This window comes from Streptomyces sp. NPDC048415, from assembly GCF_040651675.1.
GTDB lineage: Bacteria > Actinomycetota > Actinomycetes > Streptomycetales > Streptomycetaceae > Streptomyces.
Window position 1 is genome coordinate 1 of record NZ_JBEZKJ010000056.1, and the last position, 18,681, is coordinate 18,681.

General features: G+C 68.8%; 17 protein-coding genes. 7 read left to right on the forward strand and 10 right to left on the reverse strand.

What is annotated here, in order from left to right:
• Positions 1-84: 84 nt before the first annotated feature.
• The 3 genes from galK to galT are packed head-to-tail and all read right to left on the reverse strand — an operon-like array spanning position 85 to position 3,257.
• Positions 85-1,227, reverse strand: a complete 1,143-nt coding sequence (galK, locus tag AB0D27_RS29590; protein ID WP_362514999.1) for a galactokinase — start codon at positions 1,225-1,227, stop codon at positions 85-87.
• Positions 1,228-2,196: a UDP-glucose 4-epimerase GalE gene (gene galE / locus AB0D27_RS29595; protein ID WP_362515000.1), complete on the reverse strand. Its 969-nt coding sequence runs from the start codon at positions 2,194-2,196 to the stop codon at positions 1,228-1,230.
• Positions 2,193-3,257 carry a galactose-1-phosphate uridylyltransferase gene (gene galT, locus AB0D27_RS29600; RefSeq protein WP_362515001.1) on the reverse strand — a complete coding sequence of 355 codons (1,065 nt, stop codon included), beginning with the start codon at positions 3,255-3,257 and terminating at the stop codon, positions 2,193-2,195. Before galT ends, galE begins: the two co-directional genes overlap by 4 nt.
• A 178-nt stretch (positions 3,258-3,435) precedes the next feature.
• Here galT and AB0D27_RS29605 point away from each other — a divergent pair, with 178 nt between their 5' ends.
• Positions 3,436-5,136, forward strand: a complete 1,701-nt coding sequence (locus tag AB0D27_RS29605; RefSeq protein WP_362515003.1) for a sodium:solute symporter family protein — start codon at positions 3,436-3,438, stop codon at positions 5,134-5,136.
• A 21-nt stretch (positions 5,137-5,157) separates the two neighbouring features.
• Positions 5,158-5,475: a hypothetical protein gene (locus AB0D27_RS29610; protein ID WP_362515004.1), complete on the forward strand. Its 318-nt coding sequence runs from the start codon at positions 5,158-5,160 to the stop codon at positions 5,473-5,475.
• Between the two features lie 68 nt (positions 5,476-5,543).
• On the opposite strand, the gene AB0D27_RS29615 is transcribed toward AB0D27_RS29610, so the two are convergent.
• Both AB0D27_RS29615 and AB0D27_RS29620 read right to left on the reverse strand, forming a co-directional pair.
• Positions 5,544-6,461 carry a hypothetical protein gene (locus tag AB0D27_RS29615; protein WP_362515005.1) on the reverse strand — a complete coding sequence of 306 codons (918 nt, stop codon included), beginning with the start codon at positions 6,459-6,461 and terminating at the stop codon, positions 5,544-5,546.
• Positions 6,462-6,494: 33 nt separating this feature from the next.
• The gene (locus tag AB0D27_RS29620) at positions 6,495-6,896 is read right to left on the reverse strand and encodes an ATP-binding protein (protein ID WP_362515007.1); all 402 of its coding nucleotides are present in this window, start codon (positions 6,894-6,896) and stop codon (positions 6,495-6,497) included.
• Between the two features lie 234 nt (positions 6,897-7,130).
• Here AB0D27_RS29620 and AB0D27_RS29625 point away from each other — a divergent pair, with 234 nt between their 5' ends.
• The 3 genes from AB0D27_RS29625 (at position 7,131) to AB0D27_RS29635 (ending at position 9,856) form a co-directional block, all read left to right on the forward strand.
• Positions 7,131-7,982 carry a helix-turn-helix transcriptional regulator gene (locus AB0D27_RS29625; RefSeq protein WP_362515009.1) on the forward strand — a complete coding sequence of 284 codons (852 nt, stop codon included), beginning with the start codon at positions 7,131-7,133 and terminating at the stop codon, positions 7,980-7,982.
• A complete protein-coding gene (locus AB0D27_RS29630) occupies positions 7,979-8,191 on the forward strand; it encodes a DUF397 domain-containing protein (protein ID WP_362515010.1) in 213 nt (70 codons plus the stop codon). Before AB0D27_RS29625 ends, AB0D27_RS29630 begins: the two co-directional genes overlap by 4 nt.
• A gap of 633 nt (positions 8,192-8,824) precedes the next feature.
• Positions 8,825-9,856, forward strand: coding sequence for a hypothetical protein (locus AB0D27_RS29635; protein WP_362515012.1), 1,032 nt, complete (start codon positions 8,825-8,827; stop codon positions 9,854-9,856).
• Positions 9,857-9,905: 49 nt separating this feature from the next.
• Here the strand turns inward: AB0D27_RS29635 and AB0D27_RS29640 are convergent, their stop codons facing one another.
• Positions 9,906-10,385, reverse strand: a complete 480-nt coding sequence (locus AB0D27_RS29640; RefSeq protein ID WP_362515013.1) for a hypothetical protein — start codon at positions 10,383-10,385, stop codon at positions 9,906-9,908.
• A gap of 91 nt (positions 10,386-10,476) precedes the next feature.
• Between AB0D27_RS29640 and AB0D27_RS29645 the strand changes: the two genes are divergently transcribed.
• Together AB0D27_RS29645 and AB0D27_RS29650 are read left to right on the forward strand one after the other, a co-directional pair.
• On the forward strand, positions 10,477-10,833 hold the full coding sequence (locus AB0D27_RS29645) for a MerR family transcriptional regulator (RefSeq protein WP_362515014.1): 357 nt from the start codon (positions 10,477-10,479) through the stop codon (positions 10,831-10,833).
• Between the two features lie 55 nt (positions 10,834-10,888).
• Entirely contained in the window at positions 10,889-11,785 is an 897-nt protein-coding gene (locus AB0D27_RS29650) for an NAD(P)-dependent oxidoreductase (RefSeq protein WP_362515016.1), read from the forward strand.
• Between the two features lie 3 nt (positions 11,786-11,788).
• Here AB0D27_RS29650 and AB0D27_RS29655 read toward each other — a convergent pair whose 3' ends face one another.
• The 4 genes from AB0D27_RS29655 to AB0D27_RS29670 all read right to left on the reverse strand — a co-directional run bounded on the left by AB0D27_RS29655 (position 11,789) and on the right by AB0D27_RS29670 (position 18,636).
• Positions 11,789-12,493 (reverse strand): response regulator transcription factor, encoded by a 705-nt coding sequence (locus tag AB0D27_RS29655; protein ID WP_362515017.1) that lies wholly within the window; start codon positions 12,491-12,493, stop codon positions 11,789-11,791.
• A 245-nt stretch (positions 12,494-12,738) separates the two neighbouring features.
• Positions 12,739-14,586, reverse strand: a complete 1,848-nt coding sequence (locus AB0D27_RS29660) for a PQQ-binding-like beta-propeller repeat protein (RefSeq protein WP_362515019.1) — start codon at positions 14,584-14,586, stop codon at positions 12,739-12,741.
• A gap of 67 nt (positions 14,587-14,653) precedes the next feature.
• Entirely contained in the window at positions 14,654-16,561 is a 1,908-nt protein-coding gene (locus tag AB0D27_RS29665) for a PQQ-binding-like beta-propeller repeat protein (protein ID WP_362515020.1), read from the reverse strand.
• A 269-nt stretch (positions 16,562-16,830) separates the two neighbouring features.
• Entirely contained in the window at positions 16,831-18,636 is a 1,806-nt protein-coding gene (locus AB0D27_RS29670; RefSeq protein ID WP_362515022.1) for an ABC-F family ATP-binding cassette domain-containing protein, read from the reverse strand.
• Positions 18,637-18,681: the final 45 nt, after the last annotated feature.

Consider the following 18,681-nt stretch of genomic DNA (forward strand, 5'->3'; position numbering starts at 1 on the left):
GGGCGGCGGGGGGCGCGGCCCCCCCCCCCCCCCCCCCCAGGTACGGGACGGGCAGGGGCGGAGGGGGCGAAAACCGCCCGGAGGTCAGCTCACGCGCCGGGCCCCGGCGGACGGCACCGCCGGGAACACCCGAGGCGCTGTGAAGCCCGCCGCGGCGAAGGCCTCCGTGACCGCCTTGGTGACGGTGTCGACGTCGGCGGACTCGACGAGGACGATCGCGGAGCCGCCGAAGCCACCGCCCGTCATCCGGGCACCGAGCGCACCGGCCGCGTTGGCCGTGGAGACGACGAGGTCCAGCTCGTCGCACGAGATCCGCAGATCGTCCCTCAGGGAGGCGTGGCCGGATGTGAGAACGGGGCCGATGGCCCGGACATCGCCCGCGTCGAGCAGGGAGATGACCTGTTCCACACGGCGGTCGTCGGAGACGACATGGCGTACGTACCGGCGTACGCGCTCGTCGGACAGGCGGGCGAGCGCCGCGTCCAGCGACTCGTATGCCACGTCCCGCAGATGGGAGACCCCAAGCTGCCGCGCCCCCTCCTCGCACCCCGCGCGCCGCTCGGCGTACGCCCCGTCGCCGAGCGCGTGCTTCACACGGGTGTCGACGACCAGGAGTTCGAGCCCCTGGGAGGCGAGGTCGAAGGGGACCTGGCGGATGGACAGGTCACGGCAGTCGAGGTGCAGGGCGTGCCCCTCGGTGCAGCAGGCCGACGCCGTCTGGTCCATGACCCCGCACGGCACGCCGACGAAGTCGTTCTCGGCCCGCTGGGCAAGGAGCGCCAACTCGGGCCGGGTGAGGCGGAGTTCGTAGAGGTCATTGAGGGCGAGAGCCGTCACGACCTCGAGGGCCGCCGAGGAGGAGAGGCCCGCGCCGGTGGGCACCGTCGAGGCCAGATGCACATCGGCGCCGCCCACCGCGTGCCCCGCCTCGCGCAGCGCCCACACCACACCCGCCGGGTACGCCGCCCAGCTGGTGTCGGTCAGCGGCGCGAGCGACGCGACGTCCAGCTCGACGACCGGGCCCTCGATGTCCGCCGAGTGCAGGCGCAGTACGCCGTCGTCCCGGCGGGACACCGCCGCCACCGCCGTGTGCGGCAGCGCGAGCGGCATCACGAACCCCTCGTTGAAGTCCGTGTACTCGCCGATCAGATTGACCCGGCCGGGAGCGGCCCAGACACCCTCGGGCGCGGCGCCGTACAGCTCCTCGAAGCCCTCGCTGATCCCCACCTACTGCTCCTTCGACCTGCTCTGTGCGAACTCCCACGCGTCCGCGACGATCCCCGCGAGATCCGCGCGGGACGGGTTCCAGCCGAGCCGCTCCCGGGCGGCCTCGGCCGAGGCGACCAGTACCGCCGGGTCACCGCCGCGGCGCGGGGCCACGACCTCGGGGATCGGGTGCCCGGTCACCTGACGCACTGTCTCGATGACCTCGCGGACGGAGAAGCCGTTGCCGTTGCCGAGGTTGCAGATCAGGTGCTCGCCGGGCGAGGCCGCCGCGACCGCCAGCAGATGCGCCTCGGCGAGGTCCGCGACGTGGATGTAGTCGCGGATGCAGGTGCCGTCCGGCGTCGGGTAGTCGTCGCCGTAGACGGAGATGGCGTCGCGGCCGCCCTGCGCGACCTGGAGGACCAGCGGGATGAGGTGCGACTCGGGGTCGTGCCGCTCGCCGCTCTCCCCGTAGGCGCCCGCCACGTTGAAGTACCGCAGGGAGACCGCGCCGAGTCCGTGCGCCGCGGCCTCACCGGTGATCATGTGGTCGACGGCGAGCTTCGAGGCGCCGTACGGGTTGGTGGGCCTGGTCGGGGCCGTCTCGACGATCGGGGTCTGCTCCGGTTCGCCGTACGTCGCCGCCGTGGAGGAGAAGACCAGCTTGCGCACGCCCGCCTCGCGCATCGCGGCGAGCAGCGCCATGGTGCCGCCGACATTGTTGTCCCAGTACTTCTCGGGCTTGACGACGGACTCGCCGACCTGCGAGAACGCGGCGAAGTGGAGGACGGCGTCGTAGGAGGAGTCCAGCCACTTGGCGGCGTCGCGGATGTCGCCCTCGATGAAGGAGGCCCCGGCGGGTACGCCCTCACGGAACCCGGTCGAGAGGTTGTCGAGGACGGTGACCGTGTGGCCGGCCTCGATCAGGTGCTGCGCGACCACGCTGCCGACATAACCCGCACCGCCGGTGACCAGGTACTTCCCACTCATGAACTCGCTACCTCTCGCAGTCGCTGGGCCGCGGTCTCCGGCGGCACGTCGTTGATGAACACGCTCATGCCGGACTCGGAACCCGCGAGGAACTTCAGCTTGCCGGAAGTGCGGCGAATGGTGAAAAGCTCGAGGTGGAGCGCGAAGTCGTCGCGGTTGACACCGTCGAACTCCTCCAGCGACCCGAACGGCGCCTGGTGCCATGCGGCGATGTACGGCGTCGGAGGCTCGCCCTCACCGAAAATCCGGTCGAAGCGCCTCAAGAGTTCCAGATAGACCTGGGGGAACTCTGTGCGCGCCCCCTCGTCGAGGCCGAGCAGGTCGGGCACGCGGCGGCGCGGGTAGAGGTGGACCTCGTAGGGCCAGTGCGCGGCGTACGGCACGAAGGCGACCCAGTGGTCACTCGCGAGGACGACGCGCGAACCGTCGGCCAGCTCGCGGGCGACGACCTCGTCGAAGAGGTTCTCGCCGCCGGTCGCCTCCTTGTGCGCGGCGAGCGAGCGCAGCATCAGCGCGGTGCGCGGGGTGGTGAAGGGGTAGCCGTAGATCTGGCCGTGCGGATGGCCCAGGGTCACGCCGATCTCGGCGCCGCGGTTCTCGAAGCAGAAGACTTGTTCGACGGAGGGGAGGTGGGACAGCTCGGCGGTCCGGTCCGTCCACGCCTCGAGGACCAGGCCCGCCTGTTCCTCGGTCAGATCGGCGAAGGACGCGTCGTGATCGGAGGTGAAGCAGACGACCTCGCAGCGGCCGGAGTCACCGGCCAGCGAGGGGAAGCGGTTCTCGAACACCACGACGTCGTACGAGGAGTCGGGGATCTCGCTCAGCCGGTCACCCTGGGAGGGGCACAGGGGGCACTCGTCCGCCGGCGGGTGGTACGTACGCCCCTGGCGGTGCGAGGCGATCGCGACGCGGTCGCCGAGCAGCGGGTCGCGGCGTACCTCCGAAGTGGTGACGGTGGGGTCGAGCGGGCGCCGATCCACCGCGCCGCGCACGGCGTCGTCGCGCGAGTCGTAGTAGATGAGCTCACGACCGTCGGCGAGCCGGGTCGAGGTCTTCTTCACTGTCGGACTCCCCATCCACACCCATCAAAGCTTCAAACAGAACCGAACACAACAAACCACAAATCACCATCACAGTCAACATCACAATCAAACAAAGGACACCACGAAACGTGTTTATTTCCTAGATGCGGAGGCGTAGGTTCCGGTCCGATACGTTCACGCGACGAAGCGAGTTCTTATGCAGTCCCCCACACAACTGGCCACGCCGGGAGTCCACCTGGCAGCTCAGCTGCGGCTCCCCACGAACGCTCTCGACTACACCATCCTCGGCATCTACTTCGCCGTCGTCCTGGGCATCGGCTTCGCCGCCCGCCGCTCGGTGAAGACCAGCCTCGACTTCTTCCTGTCCGGGCGTTCCCTGCCCGCGTGGATCACCGGTCTCGCCTTCATCTCGGCCAACCTGGCCGCCACCGAGATCCTGGGCATGGCCGCCAACAGTGCGCAGTACGGTGCGTACACCGTGCACTGGTACTGGATCGGCGCCATCCCGGCGATGGTGTTCCTCGGCCTGGTGATGATGCCCTTCTACTACGGAAGCAAGGTGCGCTCGGTCCCCGAGATGCTGCTGCTGCGCTTCGACAAATGGGCCCACTGGCTGAGTTCGATCCTGTTCGCCTTCGCCGCCATCCTGATCGCCGGCGTGAACCTCTATGCCCTCGCGATCGTCGTCGAAGCGCTGCTCGGCTGGCCGCAGTGGGTGGCCATCGTGGTCGCCGGCGCCTTCGTGCTGGCGTACATCACCCTCGGCGGTCTGTCCTCCGCGATCTACAACGAGGTGCTCCAGTTCTTCGTGATCCTGGCGGCCCTCATCCCGCTCGTCGTGCTGGCCCTGAAGAGGGTCGGCGGCTGGGGCGGCCTGACCGACTCACTCACCAAGACCCATGGCGCCAACTTCACCACCGCGTGGGGCGGCACCGGCATCGGCAGCGTCAACCCGCTGGGCGCCAACTGGCTGACCATCGTGCTCGGCCTCGGCTTCGTGCTGTCCTTCGGCTACTGGACGACCAACTTCGCCGAGGTGCAGCGCGCCCTGTCCGCGAAGAACCTCTCCGCCGCCCAGCGCACACCGCTGATCGCCGCGTTCCCGAAGATCTTCATCGTCTTCCTGGTGATGATCCCGGGCCTGGTCGCCGCCGTCCTCGTGCCGAAGATCGGCACCTCAGGCTCCGATCTGCAGTACAACGACGCGATCCCGTACCTGATGGAGCAGCTGCTGCCCAACGGCGTCCTCGGCATCGCGGTGACCGGTCTGCTCGCGGCCTTCATGGCGGGCATGGCGGCCAACGTGTCGTCCTTCAACACGGTGTTCACGAACGACATCTGGGCCCGGTACGTGGTCAAGGGCCGCGAGGACGAGTACTACGTCCGCTTCGGCCGCCTGATCACGGTGGTCGGCGTCATGGCCTCGGTCGGCACGGCCTTCCTGGCGTCCTCGTTCTCGAACATCATGAGCTACCTGCAGACGCTGTTCTCCTTCTTCAACGTGCCGATGTTCGTCGTCTTCATCGTCGGCATGTTCTGGAAGCGCGCGTCCGCGAAGTCCGGCTTCTGGGGCCTGCTCGCCGGCACCGTGACCGCGATGGTGAACTACTTCGTCATCTACAAGCGCGGCATCATCGCCATCCCCTCCGACCAGGGCGCCAACTTCGTCTCCGCGATCGCCGGCTTCGTCGCCGGCGCGGTCGTCATGGTCGTCGTGTCGCTGTTCACCGCGCCGAAGCCGGCCGCGCAGCTCCAGGGCCTGGTCTACGGCACCCGCTCCCCCGGCATGTCCGAGCCGCCCGCCGCGGGCGACGACGCCTGGTACCGCAGGCCGGCCCTGCTGGGCTGGGGCGCGGTGATCCTCGCGGCCATCTGCTACATCCCCTTCTCCTTCTGACCGCCCGAGGACTGAGAGACCATGTCCGAATACTCGGAAGACGACGTCCAGCGCGAGGTCACGGAACTCGAGCAGAAGTCCGTGACCGCCGCCCGCATCTTCGACCTCCGCCGCATCATCGGCGGCCTCTTCGTGATCTACGGCATCATCGTCACGATCGCCGGCCTCACCGTCTCCGACGCCAACCTCCACAAGGCCCAGGGCGTCAACATCAACCTCTGGACCGGCCTGGGCATGCTCGCCCTGGGCATCTTCTTCCTGGCCTGGCTGTGGCTGCGCCCCCTGGCGGTCCCGGTACCGGAACTGCCGGCCGAGGAGGAGCCGCCGGCCTCGGAGTAATCGGAGTAATCGGAGTAAGACGCGTGTACGGGGCTGGAGTTCCTGAGGGAGACTCCGGCCCCGTACGGCTATTCGGGCTGTTCGGTGGTGAACAAGTCGGCGGCGTTCGTCGCGTGGACCGCACGCTTCGCCCAGGATTCGAGCTGCTCCAGATCCGTGCAGCCCCGCACACGCTCACGAACGGGATCCGGCACCGCGATCTCACGCCACTCAAGGATGCGCAGGATCATCTCGACACGATCCTCGACCCGGCCCTCCTCGCGCCCCTTCTCACGCCCCTCCTCGCGCCCCTCCTCACGCACCTTCTCCGCGACAGGGTTCTTGAAGAAGTAGTTCACCGGCATCATCAGCTCCTTCCAGATCTTCTTCGCCTGCGCATCGATCAGGCCTGACTCGACAAGCTCCGCGAACACCGCCGCGCTGTCGGGATCGACGGTCTCCAGGACTGCCGCGAGTGGTCCCAGTATCGCAGCGGCATCCGCCCCCTTACCATGCGTAATCGCCGAAAACACCGCCAGGGTGACGTCCCGCGCCGCCTCCGCCTCATCGGCGATCACCGGGACGTTGTCCGGCCCGAGGACCAACGGTCGTACGACGAGCGAGGACCACCCCGGTAGCCCGAACCGGATGGGCTGAGCGGCCCACCGGGCGGTGGAACGGCTCTGGGTCATGACGATCAGCACCGGCTCGCAGCGGTACTTCTCGTAGAGGTACGAGAGGTAGTACGGCCAACTTCCGCGCTTCCTCTCGTCCTTCTTGCCTTGCGACTCCAGCACGAGCAGAACGTCACCGTCATCGGTGTCCATCCGCACCAGACTGTCCACGCGGCGCTCGACCGGCTCGATCTCGGTTAAGTCCGTGTTGACCACGGCGATTGAGCGAGGTTCCGGAAACGGCACGTGGAGGAGCCGCCGGAAGCTGCGGATCATTCCCTCCGTGTCCTTCTGGCAGATCTGATGCAGCGCCTCGTGCGACGAGCTGACCATCGGCTCTCCTTCCTGTCCGACATGATCAACGAGCTACGCCGCGCCGAGGTCACACCACACGTACTTGCCGGTGTCGCCGCCCTGCCGCTGCGGATACCAGCCCCAGTCGTCGGCGCACGCCCGCACGAGGCCGAGTCCCCGGCCCGCCTCCGCGTCGGGGGCCACCGCCAGGTCGTACGGCGGCGGCACCGGGCTCGCGTCCCACGCGCCGAGGCGCAGGACGCCGTCCCGCCAGTGCAGCCGCAGGGCCGCCGGGCCCTTCGTATGCCGTACGGCGTTGGAGACCAGCTCCGCCGCCAGCAGCTCGGCGACGTCCGCGAGGCGGATCAGGCCGTGCAGGGTGAGGATGAGACGGACGGTACGGCGACAGACGGTGACGGCGCGGTCGTCGTGGGGGATGTGGAGGGAGTACTGCCAGGGCTCGGTTTTGGGCATGGGTGAACTCCGATTCGGAGGGGGTGGGTTGGGGGGAACGGCGAAGGTCGGCGGTGGCAGTGTCACGGCCGTCGTGGCATGACGGGGTGGTGCGCTTCCGAGGTCCCGGGTGCCGCAGCGTGTGCGTCGCGTCACTGACGGTAGGTCCTCAAATTAGGACCCCGCAAGTCGTTGCCGTAATCTTCCCCCTGAACGAGTCACTGCTTCCCTGCAGTTGGGGGCAAGGAGGAAGCGATGCCGCGCCGACGACAGCCCACCGCACGCCAGGTACGCCTGGGCGCTGAACTGCGTAAACTTCGCGAAGCCGCAGGTCTGAAGGCCCGCGAAGCCGCCGCGCTGCTCGGGGCCGACTCCGTCCAGATGAGCCAGATCGAGTCCGCCATCGCGGGCGTGAGCGAAGCCCGCGTACGTCGTCTTGCCGCTCACTACGCCTGTGCGGACGAGGAGTTGATCGCGGCTCTGGTTGCGATGGCCACCGACCGGACGCGCGGCTGGTGGGAGGAGTACCGAGGCCTACTGCCCACGTCGTTCCTGGACCTGTCCGAGCTGGAACACCACGCCACCTACCGCTGGGACGTGGACTTCCTGCATGTACCCGGCCTGCTTCAGACAGAGGACTACGCCCGCGGGATCCTCGGGTACCGGGTGCCCGAACTCCCCGAGAGTGAGCTTGATTTGCGCGTACGGCACCGGCTGGAGCGGCGCGTCATCCTCGAGGGACCCCGGCCGACCCCGTACGAGGCAGTGATCCACGAATCTGCACTACGCATCCGGGTCGGCGACCGCACCGCAGCACGGGTTCAACTCGCCCACATCCTGGAGTTCTCGGAGGCTGAGCACGTGACCGTGCGTGTCATTCCGTTCGACCTGGACGATTTCGCCGGTGCTGATAGCGCCATGACGTACGCGGGCGGCACCGTACCCAAACTGGACACAGTCGTGCGCGACGCGCCTCAGGGTGCGGGCTTCATCGACTCCGAAGCCCAACTCGGCACATTTCGAACACTCTTCCGTAGAATGGAGGCCGCGTCACTCGAACCGGAACGATCGCGTGACTTCATCCACCGGCTGGCGAAGGAACTATGAGGCGCAAGATGACCCCCCTCAACTGGCAGAAGTCGTCCTTCTCGGGCAGCGGAGACGGCAACGCCTGCCTCGAACTCGCCACCACCCCCGACACTCTTCACCTCCGTGAGAGCGACACCCCCACCACCCACCTCACCACCACCCCCACCCCCCTCGCTCACCTCCTCCACCACATAAAGACCGGCAAGCTTGCCGCACCCCAGGCTTGAGCAATCAAGCAGCCCCTCGGTGAGATACAGCGCGGCGAGTCGCGGCTAAGTGGCTGGATGAACGGCTGTTCGGCGCCCAGATCCGCCGAGACACCGGGCTTTCGTAGGGCGCTTTGGCCGGAGGGAGAGCCCTCGCCTCGTGTTGCACGGCGCATGCGATGGCGTAACACTGTTCCTGGTGCGCCCTTTAAGGGAGCGTGAGTGGGCAAGGTACTGGCGGGGCCGGCACCGCAATGCCGGTGAGGCGGGGGCAGGAATGCCACACCCCGGGACGATCCTTCGCGTGCCGCCGGTATCTCAGGGCGTCACACCACAGCATCGCCATCAATCGTCCGCTCGCCCATCGGCGAAAGCTCTCCGTCAGCAGCTTTCGGAATCCACGGATGGAGCGGATCCATGCACTCCCTCATGCGAGCATTGGGCGCTTATGCGCTGGCAGTGCTGGGCGTCGTCGCGGTGGAAGCCGCACCCGCCGATGCCGCGGTCCCGGCGCGAACCGGGCAGGCACCACCTCCTCAAGTCTCCTGCGGATGGCCAGGCGTAGTCAGTCCCAGCAGGATGAACTTCGCGTTCCCGGAGACGAACGCCACTTATTGGGTGATGCCTTACCGACTGGCCAAGGGAGATCAGTTGGTGGCGGAGGGGACTTTCCCTTCCGCCCGGTTCACCTCTCTGACGACGTACAGCGTCAAGGGCTCGCCTTACGACTCGCTCGCGGATAAACAAATCGCAGCGAGTTCCGGCAGCAAAAATCCCTTCACCGACTCGAATACCGGCACGAGCGCCACCCAGCACCGCTATCGCGTCACCGTGCAGGCGGGGGTCCCAGCCGGTTCCGGCAACAACACCCTGGCCGCCACGGCCGACAAAGCGACCTCGGGAGCAGGGTTTCTGGGATTGCGGATCTATGTGCCGGCCAAGGCCTCCGATCCGACGGGCGGGGTCCCCCTTCCCACGCTGTCGATACGGCATCAGGACGGCAGTACCAGTACGTTCAAGACGTGCGCCGACGCCGGTTCGACCAAGGGTCCTGCCGGCCCACTGGTCGGATTCATCAGGCAGTTGGTGAAAGACAACGCGCCTCCCGGGGGATTCGAGGGATGCGGGAAGTCCACACCGAAAGCTCCGGGTTTCGCCGTGCCCAACAAGGTCGGAGGCCTGTTCCCCAACCCGTACAACAAGTACCTGTGCACACCCCTCAGCTATGAATCCGGCCGCGTCGCGGTCATCCGGGGCAAGGCACCCACGTTCCCCAACACCGGGGCGGGCCAGTCGGTACTCGCCAAAACCCAGCTCAGGTACTGGTCGCTCTGCCAGAACCAATGGCAACTGCCCTACCCGGCGACCTCCTGCGCCGCGGACTACCAGACGGCGCTGGACAAGGACGGGCGCTACACCTTCGTGGTCTCCACCCCGCAGGACCGCCCCGCCAACGCGACCACGGACAACAAGGTGACCTGGATCTCCTGGGGGCCCACCAACGTCAACAGCATCCTGCTCTTCCGGAACATGCTCCCCGCTGGGGACTTCCACAACGCTGTTCAGAACGTCCAGCACGGCCAGGACCCGGCCTCGGTCATGGGTCCCTACTTCCCGACCGTCACCTACTGCAGCAAGGACGCGTTCGCCAAGGGCGGACCGGACGCCTGCCCGGCCGCCCAGTGAGCCGGCGGGGAACAGGCCCGCCGTGCCGACGTCTTCCGGCGCCCGGGCGTCACTGACTCGCTGCGTCGAGCCGTTTCCCAACGGCCTGAGCTACGCGGTCGTTCACCAGATCTGTGTGCCGGTGCCGCCACCACGGCACGAGTTGGGCGAGTGCGAAGGCCGCCTCGACGCCGAGGAACAGCCACAGCAGCCGCGTGGCGCCGTGGGCCAGCGCGTACGCCTGCCACATCGCGAACAGTGTGCGCGCTATGCCGTCGAGCAGTCCGTGCACCGACAGCGGCCTGGCGATGCGCAGGACGGCCCAGACGACCACGACGGAACCCATCAGATTCGCGTACAGGGTCTGCATCGGGTCGAGTTCGGGCATGACGCCCAGCCCCCATGCGCGGCCCAACGATGACAGCGCGTCGTGCACCAGCGCGTACGTCCACGGCGTGGCGAATCCCGCCGTGACGACGAGGTCGTACCAGGCACTCGCCCGTACGACGCGGAGATAGGAAGGGCGTGTGGAAGCGAAGAGAGAGGTCATGACGAGGCTCCTGCCGAATTCAGGACGGCGACGCCTCACGGTAAACAGTGGACTACGCTCCAAGGTCAAGCCCAACATCCGACGGAGGGTCATGCGTATCGGGGAGCTGGCCGCGCAGGCGGACGTGACCAGAGACACCATCCGGTTCTACGAGAAGGTCGGCCTCGTCACGGGCCGACGGCTGGCCAACGGATATCGCGACTTCCCGCCCGAGACAGTGCCCTGGCTGCTCTACGTTCGTACCGCGCAGACACTCGGATTCTCACTGGCGGAGATCGCCCGCCACGGCGAGGAACTACGCGAGGCGCCGGACACCGCGCAGGCGCTGTCCGCGCTGTTCACGGAGAAGATCCAGGTCATCGACGCGCGCATGGCCGAACTCGGCACTCTGCGGGCGGACCTCACCGCGCGCGTCGGCACCGGATGCCCATTGCGCACGACGCGCTGACGGCAGACGGAGTGGGCAGCCTTGCCTCGGTGGCCAAGAAGGGCAAGCTGATCCCATGACCGACAAACTCACCGTAAGCGTCCTGGGTACCGGAATCATGGGTGCCGCGATGGCCCGTAACCTCGCGCGGGCCGGGCACAGCGTCCGCGCCTGGAACCGCACCCGCGAGAAGGCCGAGCCGCTCGCCGCCGACGGAGCGCACATCGCCGACACGCCGGCCGAGGCCGTGCGGGGCGCCGATGTGGTCCTCACGATGCTGTACGACGGTGGCGCAGCTCTGGATGTCATGCGGCAGGCGACGCCCGGGCTGCGGCCCGGCGTCGTCTGGGCGCAGTCCACGACCGCCGGGATCGAGGCGGTGGCCGAGCTGGCCGGCTTCGCCCGCGAGCACCAGCTGGTCTTCTTCGACGCGCCGGTCCTCGGCACGCGCGAGCCCGCGGAGGCAGGGCAGCTGACCGTGCTGGCGGCGGGCCCGGTCGAGAGCCGGGACGCGGTGGCGCCGGTCTTCGACGCCGTCGGCGCCCGCACGATGTGGATTGGCGAGGACGCTGCGGCGGCCGGCGCCACCCGTCTCAAACTCGTCGCCAACAGCTGGGTACTCGCGGCCACCGCCGCGGCCGGCGAGGTCCTCGCCCTGGCCAAGGGACTCGGCGTGGACCCGCAGAGCTTCTTCGACCTCATCGCCGGCGGCCCGATGGACATGGCTTATCTGCACGCCAAGGCCGCCCTGATCCTGGAGGACCGGCTGTCACCGGCCAGTTTCGCGGTCGCCACCGCCGAGAAGGACGCCCGTCTGATCGTCGCGGCCGGGCAGCGGCACGGCGTCCGTCTCGACGTGGCAGAAGCCGCGGCCGAACGGCTCCGCCGCGCCGGAGCCCAGGGGCACGCCGACGAGGACATGGCCGCCGCCTACTTCGCCAGCTTCGACGAAACGACGACCCCCTCCTCGTAGCCCTCAAAGGTCTTCGGGAACCCCGGGCGGTGTCGGTGTCGGCACCGGTCCCGCCCGGTCCAGCAGCCCCGTACGGGCCGCCAGCGCCGCCGCCTCCAGGCGTGAACCCACCCCCAGTTTCATCAGCACGCGCTGGACATGGGTCCGGGCCGTCGACGGGGCGATGCCCATCCCGGCCGCGATGAGCCGAGTGTCCTCGCCGTCCGCGACCCGGACCAGGACCTCGACCTCCCTCGGGGTGAGCATCTGGAGGAGCCGCTGCCCCTCGTCGTCGGGCTGGGCGGCCGGGTTGAGCAGTTCGCTGAAGGCGCCCTGGAGCAGCTGCGGGGCCACGGCCGCCTCGCCCGCCCTCGCCTTCATGATCGCGCGCTCGACGCCCTCTATGCGTTCGTCATGACGTACGTAGCCCGAGGCGCCGGCGGCGAAGGCGGCGGCGATGCCGCGCGGGTTCGGTACCGGGCCGAGGACCAGGACGGCCACCTGCGGCCGCTCCCGCTTGATCTTCACCACCGGGTCGAAGATCCCCGGCTCATCCGGCGTCGCCGTACCGATCAGGCACACCTCCGGTGCCCGTGTGATCACCAGCTCCGCCGCCCCCGCGGCCGGCGCCGCCGCGGCGAGCACCCGGTGCCCGCGCAGCTTCAGGGCCGAGGCCAACGCCTCGGCAAGCAGTCGGTGGTCGTCGACCACCATGAGCCGCACTCCCATCAGGCAACCCCCCAGTCCCCCCAAGCATCCCCACTGGTTCCCCGTGGATTAGGAGCCCCCCGGCTCTCCATCCCCCGGAAGCTACACGCTTGTTCGGCGTTGCGCTTCCCCTCCTGGAGAGAAGTGCCCGGGAATATCGAAATCCGCCCCATTCGTGAGCGATGAGGGGTACGCGTACGACCCCGCCCCTGAGCAGGGACGGGGCCGTACGGACGAGCGAATTTCGGTGATTGCTACGGATTCGGCTACTGCGCTCCGAAGGCGATCGCCAGGTACTCCTTCTGGTCCGCGGAGGACGGCTTGTCGGCGTAGACCTGGGACATGTACAGGTGACCGGTGCTGTACAGGATCTCGGCGTAGTCCGGAAGCATGCTCGACTCCGCGTCGCGGACCGCCTCGGTCGCCGGGTTCTCCAGCAGCTTGGTCTCCTTGAAGGAGGTGCCGTCGATGCTGACGATCTGCCCGCCCTTGTCGTACGGCGGACGCTTGTACGCCAGGATGTTGCTGCCATCCATACGCAGCGGGGTGATGACGTAGCCGTCACCCGCGTCCGCGCGCTCGCCGGTCTGCTTTCCGGTGGCCAGGTCGAAGGCGATGATCTCGTTGGTCTGGCTGTAGTTGCCCGTGCCGTCGTGTTCCTCGGTCGGGATGTACAGCTTGTCGTTGCCGACGGCGAGCAGGGAGCAGTACTCGGTCCTGGTGATGCCGTCACAGCGGGCCGAGAACTGCTTGCCGGGCGCCGAGATCCTCGAACGCAGCTTGCCGGTCTTGTTGTCGATGGAGAAGAAGTCCGAGATGCCGCTGCCATCACCGGCGGAGTCACCGACGTCGGCGGCGACGACGAGCGGGTTGGTCGACACGACGCTCGCGTACTCGATGCCGGCCGACATCTTGTACTCGGAGAGCACGTTCCCGGACTTCGGGTCGATGGTCTGGATGTGCAGCTGGCGCGCGCTGCCGTACTCACCGCACTTGCGGACCGCGACCAGCTTGTCGCCGCCGCCGTACCCGGAGTCGTAGCAGCTGTCGGTCGACTTCGGCGCCCAGAGCTGCTTGCCGGTGGAGATGTCGAAGGCGGCGCCGCCGCTGGTGCTGCCCGCGGCGACCGTGTTGGCGCTGACCGTGACGTTTTCGAGGCTGACCAGTTCGTCACCGGACTTGACCGTATGGGTCCACAGCTTCTTGCCGGCGTCGAGGTCGATGGCCGCGAGCTGGCTGCAACCGTGCGAGGGGTCCGCCTTGGTGGGCATGGCGGGCTCGTAGATGATCGCGGTCCGGTTCGACTCGGTGATGTGGCGGCTGGCCTGGCACACCGGGCCGGGGAGCTTGATCGTCCAGGTCTTCGCCCCGGTGTCGGGGTCGTACCCGTTGATCTCGGCGTTGCCGCTCTTGGCGTACACCTTGTCGGTGAGCCAGGAGCCGACGGTGGTCACGCTGTCGTCGTCCTTCACGGACGGCGCGGGGATCCGGAAGAGCACCGTGGAGCTGGTGTTGGCCGGGACCTTCTCCTTGCCGCCGGAGCCGGTGGTCTTGTCACCGCCCTTGTTGTCGCCGCCCTTGCCGCCGGTGCCGCCGCTACTGCTCGCGGAGTTGTTCTTGTCGTCGTTCTTGCCGGACGACTTCGCGTACCAGACACCGCCGCCGATGATCAGCGCGACGACCACCACGGCCGCCACGATGATGGCCGTCTGGCTGCTGAACTTCCGCCCGCCGCCGCTTCCTTGGGAAGCCTGCGGCTGCATGGGCGTGGTCTGCGGCTGCGGATAGCCGTACGGGGCCTGCTGCTGGCCCGGGGTGCCGTACTGCGGCGGCTGCTGGCCCGGGTAGCCGTAGCCGGGCTGGGCCGGGGGCGGCGGCGTCTGCGGGTAGCCGTAGGGCTGCTGCGGCGGAGCGGGCGGAGCCGTCTGCGGGGGCGGCGGCGTCTGCGGGTAGCCGTAGCCGGGGCCCTGGGCGGGCGGCGGGGGCGTCGGGGCGCCGAAACCACCCGGGGGCGGGTCCTGCGGGGCACCGAAACCGCCGGGCGGCGGGTCCTGGGGCGCGCCGAAACCGCCGGGCGGGGGCTGGTTCGGCGGGGGCGGGGGCGGCTGGCTCATGACGTGTGTACCTCGGAATGCGATGGGTTGGCGGGCCTGGACGGTTCGAAGTGCGGGAGGGCGTGGGTCAGTTGCCGTAGGCCAGCATCAACTTCTCCTTGGCGTCGTCCTGGCCGGTCAGCCGGGTGGTGGAGATGTAGAAGCGCCCGTCCACGTAGTCGACGGCCCTCGAGAAGAAACTGTTCTCGATGTCCGCGGTGCCCTGCGGGTTCTGCAGCAGCTTCGTCGTCTTGTGGCTGCTGCCGGCCGTCGTGATCGACACGATCTGACCACCGGCGTCGTACGACGGCTCGACGTACGCGATGAGGTTCGTGCCGTCCATCCGCATCGGCAGCATCGACTCGTCCGCCGGGGACTTGACGCGCCACTTCTCCTTGCCGGTGGCCAGGTTGAACGCGACGATCTCGTTGGCGCCGCTCTTCGCCTCGGTCGGCAGATAGAGCGTGTCGGCGTCGGCGGCGGTGCCGAAGCAGCCCGGCAGATCACGGTCGAGGACGGCGTAGCCGCAGTCGGGCGCGAACGTGTCCTTGCTCTTCAGCTGCGAGCGGACGTCGCCGTTGTCCTTCAGCGTGGTGACGTTCACCGTCTTCTTGTCGTCGTTGGTCATATAGAGGACGACCGGGTTGACGGAGTACGTCCGCTCGACCCGCCAGCCCTTGGGGATCTTCGTGGTCCACTTGGCCGCCCCGGTGGACGGGTTGAGCTCCTGCACCTCGTCGTGCTCGGTGTCGCTGCCGACCCCGCAGGACGAGACGGCCAGCAGCTTGGCGCCGCCCGTGAACCCGGCCGGATAGCAGCCCGCGCCGTACTTCTTCTTGTCCCACAGCTTCTTGCCGCTGCTGACGTCGTACGCCGTACCGGACATCGAGCGACCGACCATCAGCGTGTCGCCGGCGACGGACAGCTCGATCGAGAGCGTGCTGTCGAAGAGTTCACCGTCCGGGACCTTGGTGCTCCAGCCCTTCGCGCCGGTGTCGAGGTCGAGCTGCTGGAGCTGGTTGCACTTGGCGTTGTCGCCGGTCCCGCTCATGTACGCGATGACGATCTTGTCGTCGGACGTCTTCCGCGGGGTGACCGCGCAGATCTTCTGCGGGAAGGTCAGGGCGTCCCAAGTGGGCTTGCCGTCCCCGACGTTGAACGCGAAGACCTGCTTGTACGCCGCCTTCACCGCCGTCTTGTCGGTGATCCACAGCCCGGGGGCGTCGGCGCCGGAACCGGGGGCGTCGGGCGCCTGCTTGTACCAGAGCACCTTCGCCTCACCGGCCTGGCGGCCCTCGTTGAGGTCCTTGTGGTCCTCGCCGCCGTCGCCGCTGCCGTCACCAGGGTTGACCGGGTCGTCCGAGGCGGAGACCTTGGGGCTCGGGCTCTTCTGGGCGATCGGCTTCTTGCCGTCGTCCCCACCACTGCTGACAGCCCATACGGCGGCGCCGACCACGAGCAGCGCGGCCACGGCGGCGCCGATGACCACGGCGGGCCTGCCCTTGAAGGGGTTCCTGGAGCCGCCCCCGCCGACGGGCGGGGTGCCGGGCGCGCCCGGGTACTGCGCCTGCGGCGGATATCCGTAACCCGACTGCGGGGGCTGCCCGTAGGGGCCCGGCTGACCGTACGGAGCCGGCTGCTGCGGCTGGCCGTACGGGCCCGGCTGGGCGTAGGGACCCGGCTGCTGGGGGTATCCGTAACCGGGCGCCGGTCCTGGCGCGCCGGCGGGCGGAGACTGCGGGGGCGCGGGCGCCTGGGGCTGCTGCGCGGGCGGCGGGGGCGTGCTCTGGGACGGGTACGGCGAGTTGGGGGGAGTGCTCTGGGGCGGGTACGGGGAGTTGGGGGGCGTGCCCTGCGGCGTGTGAGCCGGGTTGGGGGGCGTTCCGAATCCGCCCTGCGCGCGCGGGTCTTGGGGCGCGCCGAAGCCTCCCGCCGACGGTTGGTCCTGCGGTGCTCCGAAGCCGCCCTGCGGCGGCTGACTCGGCGGCTGACTCATCAGCGCGTCCCCCTCTTCACTGATGTGGCGCCCCACCGGCGGCGCTGCGTTCCTGCCACACCGGTGGTTCTCAGACTGGTCTCAGACGGCTCTTTCTATCACTCTGGGGGGCGCGCACAGGGGGCCGGTCCTCCCCCTGTTCCCAAGGGAGAACCGGCCCGTGATGCCGTCGTTACGCGCCTTCACGCGCCCTTCACGCCAGGCGCGCGGCGCGTGTTCATGCGCCTGCTCAGATGCCGCCTGCCCCCTCGGAGGTCGTGCGTGCTCCCTTACGCGTCCTCCGCGAGCTCCAGCCAGCGCATCTCCAGCTCCTCGCGCTCTCCGGCCAACTCGCGCAACTCGGCGTCCAGTTTGGCGACCTTCGCGAAGTCGGTGGCGTTGTCGGCGATTTGGGCGTGCAGCTTGGTCTCCTTCTCCGAGACCTTGTCCAACTGCCGCTCGATCTTCTGGAGTTCCTTCTTGGCGGCGCGGGCGTCGGCGGCGGACGCGGCCTTCGCGGGCGCCGGCGCGGAGGCGAGCACGGCGGCGGCCGCGACCTCCTCCATCTTCCGGCGCCGCTCCAGGTACTCGTCGATCCCGCGCGGCAGCATCCGCAGCGCGCCGTCGCCGAGCAGCGCGAACACATTGTCCGTGGTGCGCTCGATGAAGAACCGGTCGTGGGAGATGACGATCATCGAGCCGGGCCACCCGTCGAGCACGTCCTCCAGCTGGGTGAGCGTCTCGATGTCGAGGTCGTTGGTGGGCTCGTCGAGGAAGAGGACGTTCGGTTCGTCCATCAGCAGGCGCAGCAGCTGCAGCCGCCGCCGCTCACCACCGCTCAGGTCGCCCACCGGCGTCCACTGCTTCTCCTTGTTGAAGCCGAACGTCTCGCACAGCTGCCCGGCGGTCATCTCGCGCCCCTTGCCGAGGTCGACCCGGTCGCGGACGGCCTGCACGGCCTGCAGCACGCGCAGGGTCGGATCGAGCTCGGAGACCTCCTGCGAGAGATAGGCGAGCTTCACGGTCTTGCCGGTGACGATCCGGCCGGCCGCGGGCTGCCGCTCCCCCTCGCTGCGGGCGGCCTCGGCCATGGCGCGCAGCAGCGAGGTCTTGCCCGCGCCGTTCACGCCCACCAGACCGACCCGGTCGCCGGGGCCGAGCTGCCAGGTCAGATGCTTGAGCAGCACCTTCGGCCCGGCCTGCACCGTGACGTCCTCCAGCTCGAAGACCGTCCTTCCGAGCCGGGAGCCGGCGAACCTCATCAGCTCGCTCTTGTCCCGGGGCGGCGGCACGTCGGCGATCAGTTCGTTGGCGGCCTCGATGCGGAAGCGCGGCTTGGAGGTGCGGGCGGGGGCACCGCGTCGCAGCCAGGCGAGCTCCTTGCGGACCAGGTTCTGCCGCTTGACCTCCTCGGTGGCGGCGATGCGCTCGCGCTCGGCACGGGCGAACACATAGTCGGAGTAGCCGCCCTCGTACTCGTACACCGCGCCCTTCTGCACGTCCCACATGCTCGTGCAGACCTGGTCGAGGAACCACCGGTCGTGGGTCACGCACACGAGTGCGGAGCGGCGCTCGCGCAGATGCTGGGCGAGCCAGGCGATGCCCTCCACGTCCAGGTGGTTGGTGGGCTCGTCGAGGATGATCAGGTCCTGCTCGTCGATGAGCAGCTTCGCCAGCGCGATGCGGCGGCGCTCCCCGCCCGAGAGGGGGCCGATGACGGTGTCCAGCCCCTGCGGGAACCCGGGCAGGTCCAGTCCGCCGAACAATCCCGTCAGTACGTCCCTGATCTTGGCGTTGCCCGCCCACTCGTGGTCGGCCAGGTCCCGGATGACCTCGTGGCGGACCGTGGCCTCGGGGTCGAGGGAGTCGTGCTGCGTCAGGACGCCGAGGTGCAGGCCGCCGGAGTGGGTGACCCTTCCGGTGTCGGCCTCCTCCAGCTTGGCGAGCATGCGGATGAGGGTGGTCTTGCCGTCGCCGTTACGGCCGACCACGCCGATGCGGTCGCCCTCGCTGACGCCGAGGGAGACTCCGTCGAGCAGGGCGCGGGTGCCGTACACCTTGCTGACGGACTCGACATTGACCAGGTTGACGGCCATTTCTCTCCTGACAAGGGGGACGATCGACCCTCAAGGGTAGTCCGG

What these genes read in the sequence shown, in the direction of transcription:
- AB0D27_RS29655 (WP_362515017.1), bottom strand. Translation starts at nt 12,493, where the DNA reads ATGGGAGTGCGGCTCATGGTGGTCGACGACCACCGACTGCTTGCCGAG.
- AB0D27_RS29625 (WP_362515009.1), top strand. Translation starts at nt 7,131, where the DNA reads ATGCCGCGCCGACGACAGCCCACCGCACGCCAGGTACGCCTGGGCGCT.
- AB0D27_RS29610 (WP_362515004.1), top strand. Translation starts at nt 5,158, where the DNA reads ATGTCCGAATACTCGGAAGACGACGTCCAGCGCGAGGTCACGGAACTC.
- AB0D27_RS29645 (WP_362515014.1), top strand. Translation starts at nt 10,477, where the DNA reads ATGCGTATCGGGGAGCTGGCCGCGCAGGCGGACGTGACCAGAGACACC.
- AB0D27_RS29650 (WP_362515016.1), top strand. Translation starts at nt 10,889, where the DNA reads ATGACCGACAAACTCACCGTAAGCGTCCTGGGTACCGGAATCATGGGT.
- AB0D27_RS29615 (WP_362515005.1), bottom strand. Translation starts at nt 6,461, where the DNA reads ATGGTCAGCTCGTCGCACGAGGCGCTGCATCAGATCTGCCAGAAGGAC.
- AB0D27_RS29670 (WP_362515022.1), bottom strand. Translation starts at nt 18,636, where the DNA reads ATGGCCGTCAACCTGGTCAATGTCGAGTCCGTCAGCAAGGTGTACGGC.
- galE (WP_362515000.1), bottom strand. Translation starts at nt 2,196, where the DNA reads ATGAGTGGGAAGTACCTGGTCACCGGCGGTGCGGGTTATGTCGGCAGC.
- AB0D27_RS29665 (WP_362515020.1), bottom strand. Translation starts at nt 16,561, where the DNA reads ATGAGTCAGCCGCCGAGTCAGCCGCCGCAGGGCGGCTTCGGAGCACCG.
- AB0D27_RS29605 (WP_362515003.1), top strand. Translation starts at nt 3,436, where the DNA reads ATGCAGTCCCCCACACAACTGGCCACGCCGGGAGTCCACCTGGCAGCT.
- AB0D27_RS29640 (WP_362515013.1), bottom strand. Translation starts at nt 10,385, where the DNA reads ATGACCTCTCTCTTCGCTTCCACACGCCCTTCCTATCTCCGCGTCGTA.
- AB0D27_RS29660 (WP_362515019.1), bottom strand. Translation starts at nt 14,586, where the DNA reads ATGAGCCAGCCGCCCCCGCCCCCGCCGAACCAGCCCCCGCCCGGCGGT.
- AB0D27_RS29630 (WP_362515010.1), top strand. Translation starts at nt 7,979, where the DNA reads ATGAGGCGCAAGATGACCCCCCTCAACTGGCAGAAGTCGTCCTTCTCG.
- AB0D27_RS29620 (WP_362515007.1), bottom strand. Translation starts at nt 6,896, where the DNA reads ATGCCCAAAACCGAGCCCTGGCAGTACTCCCTCCACATCCCCCACGAC.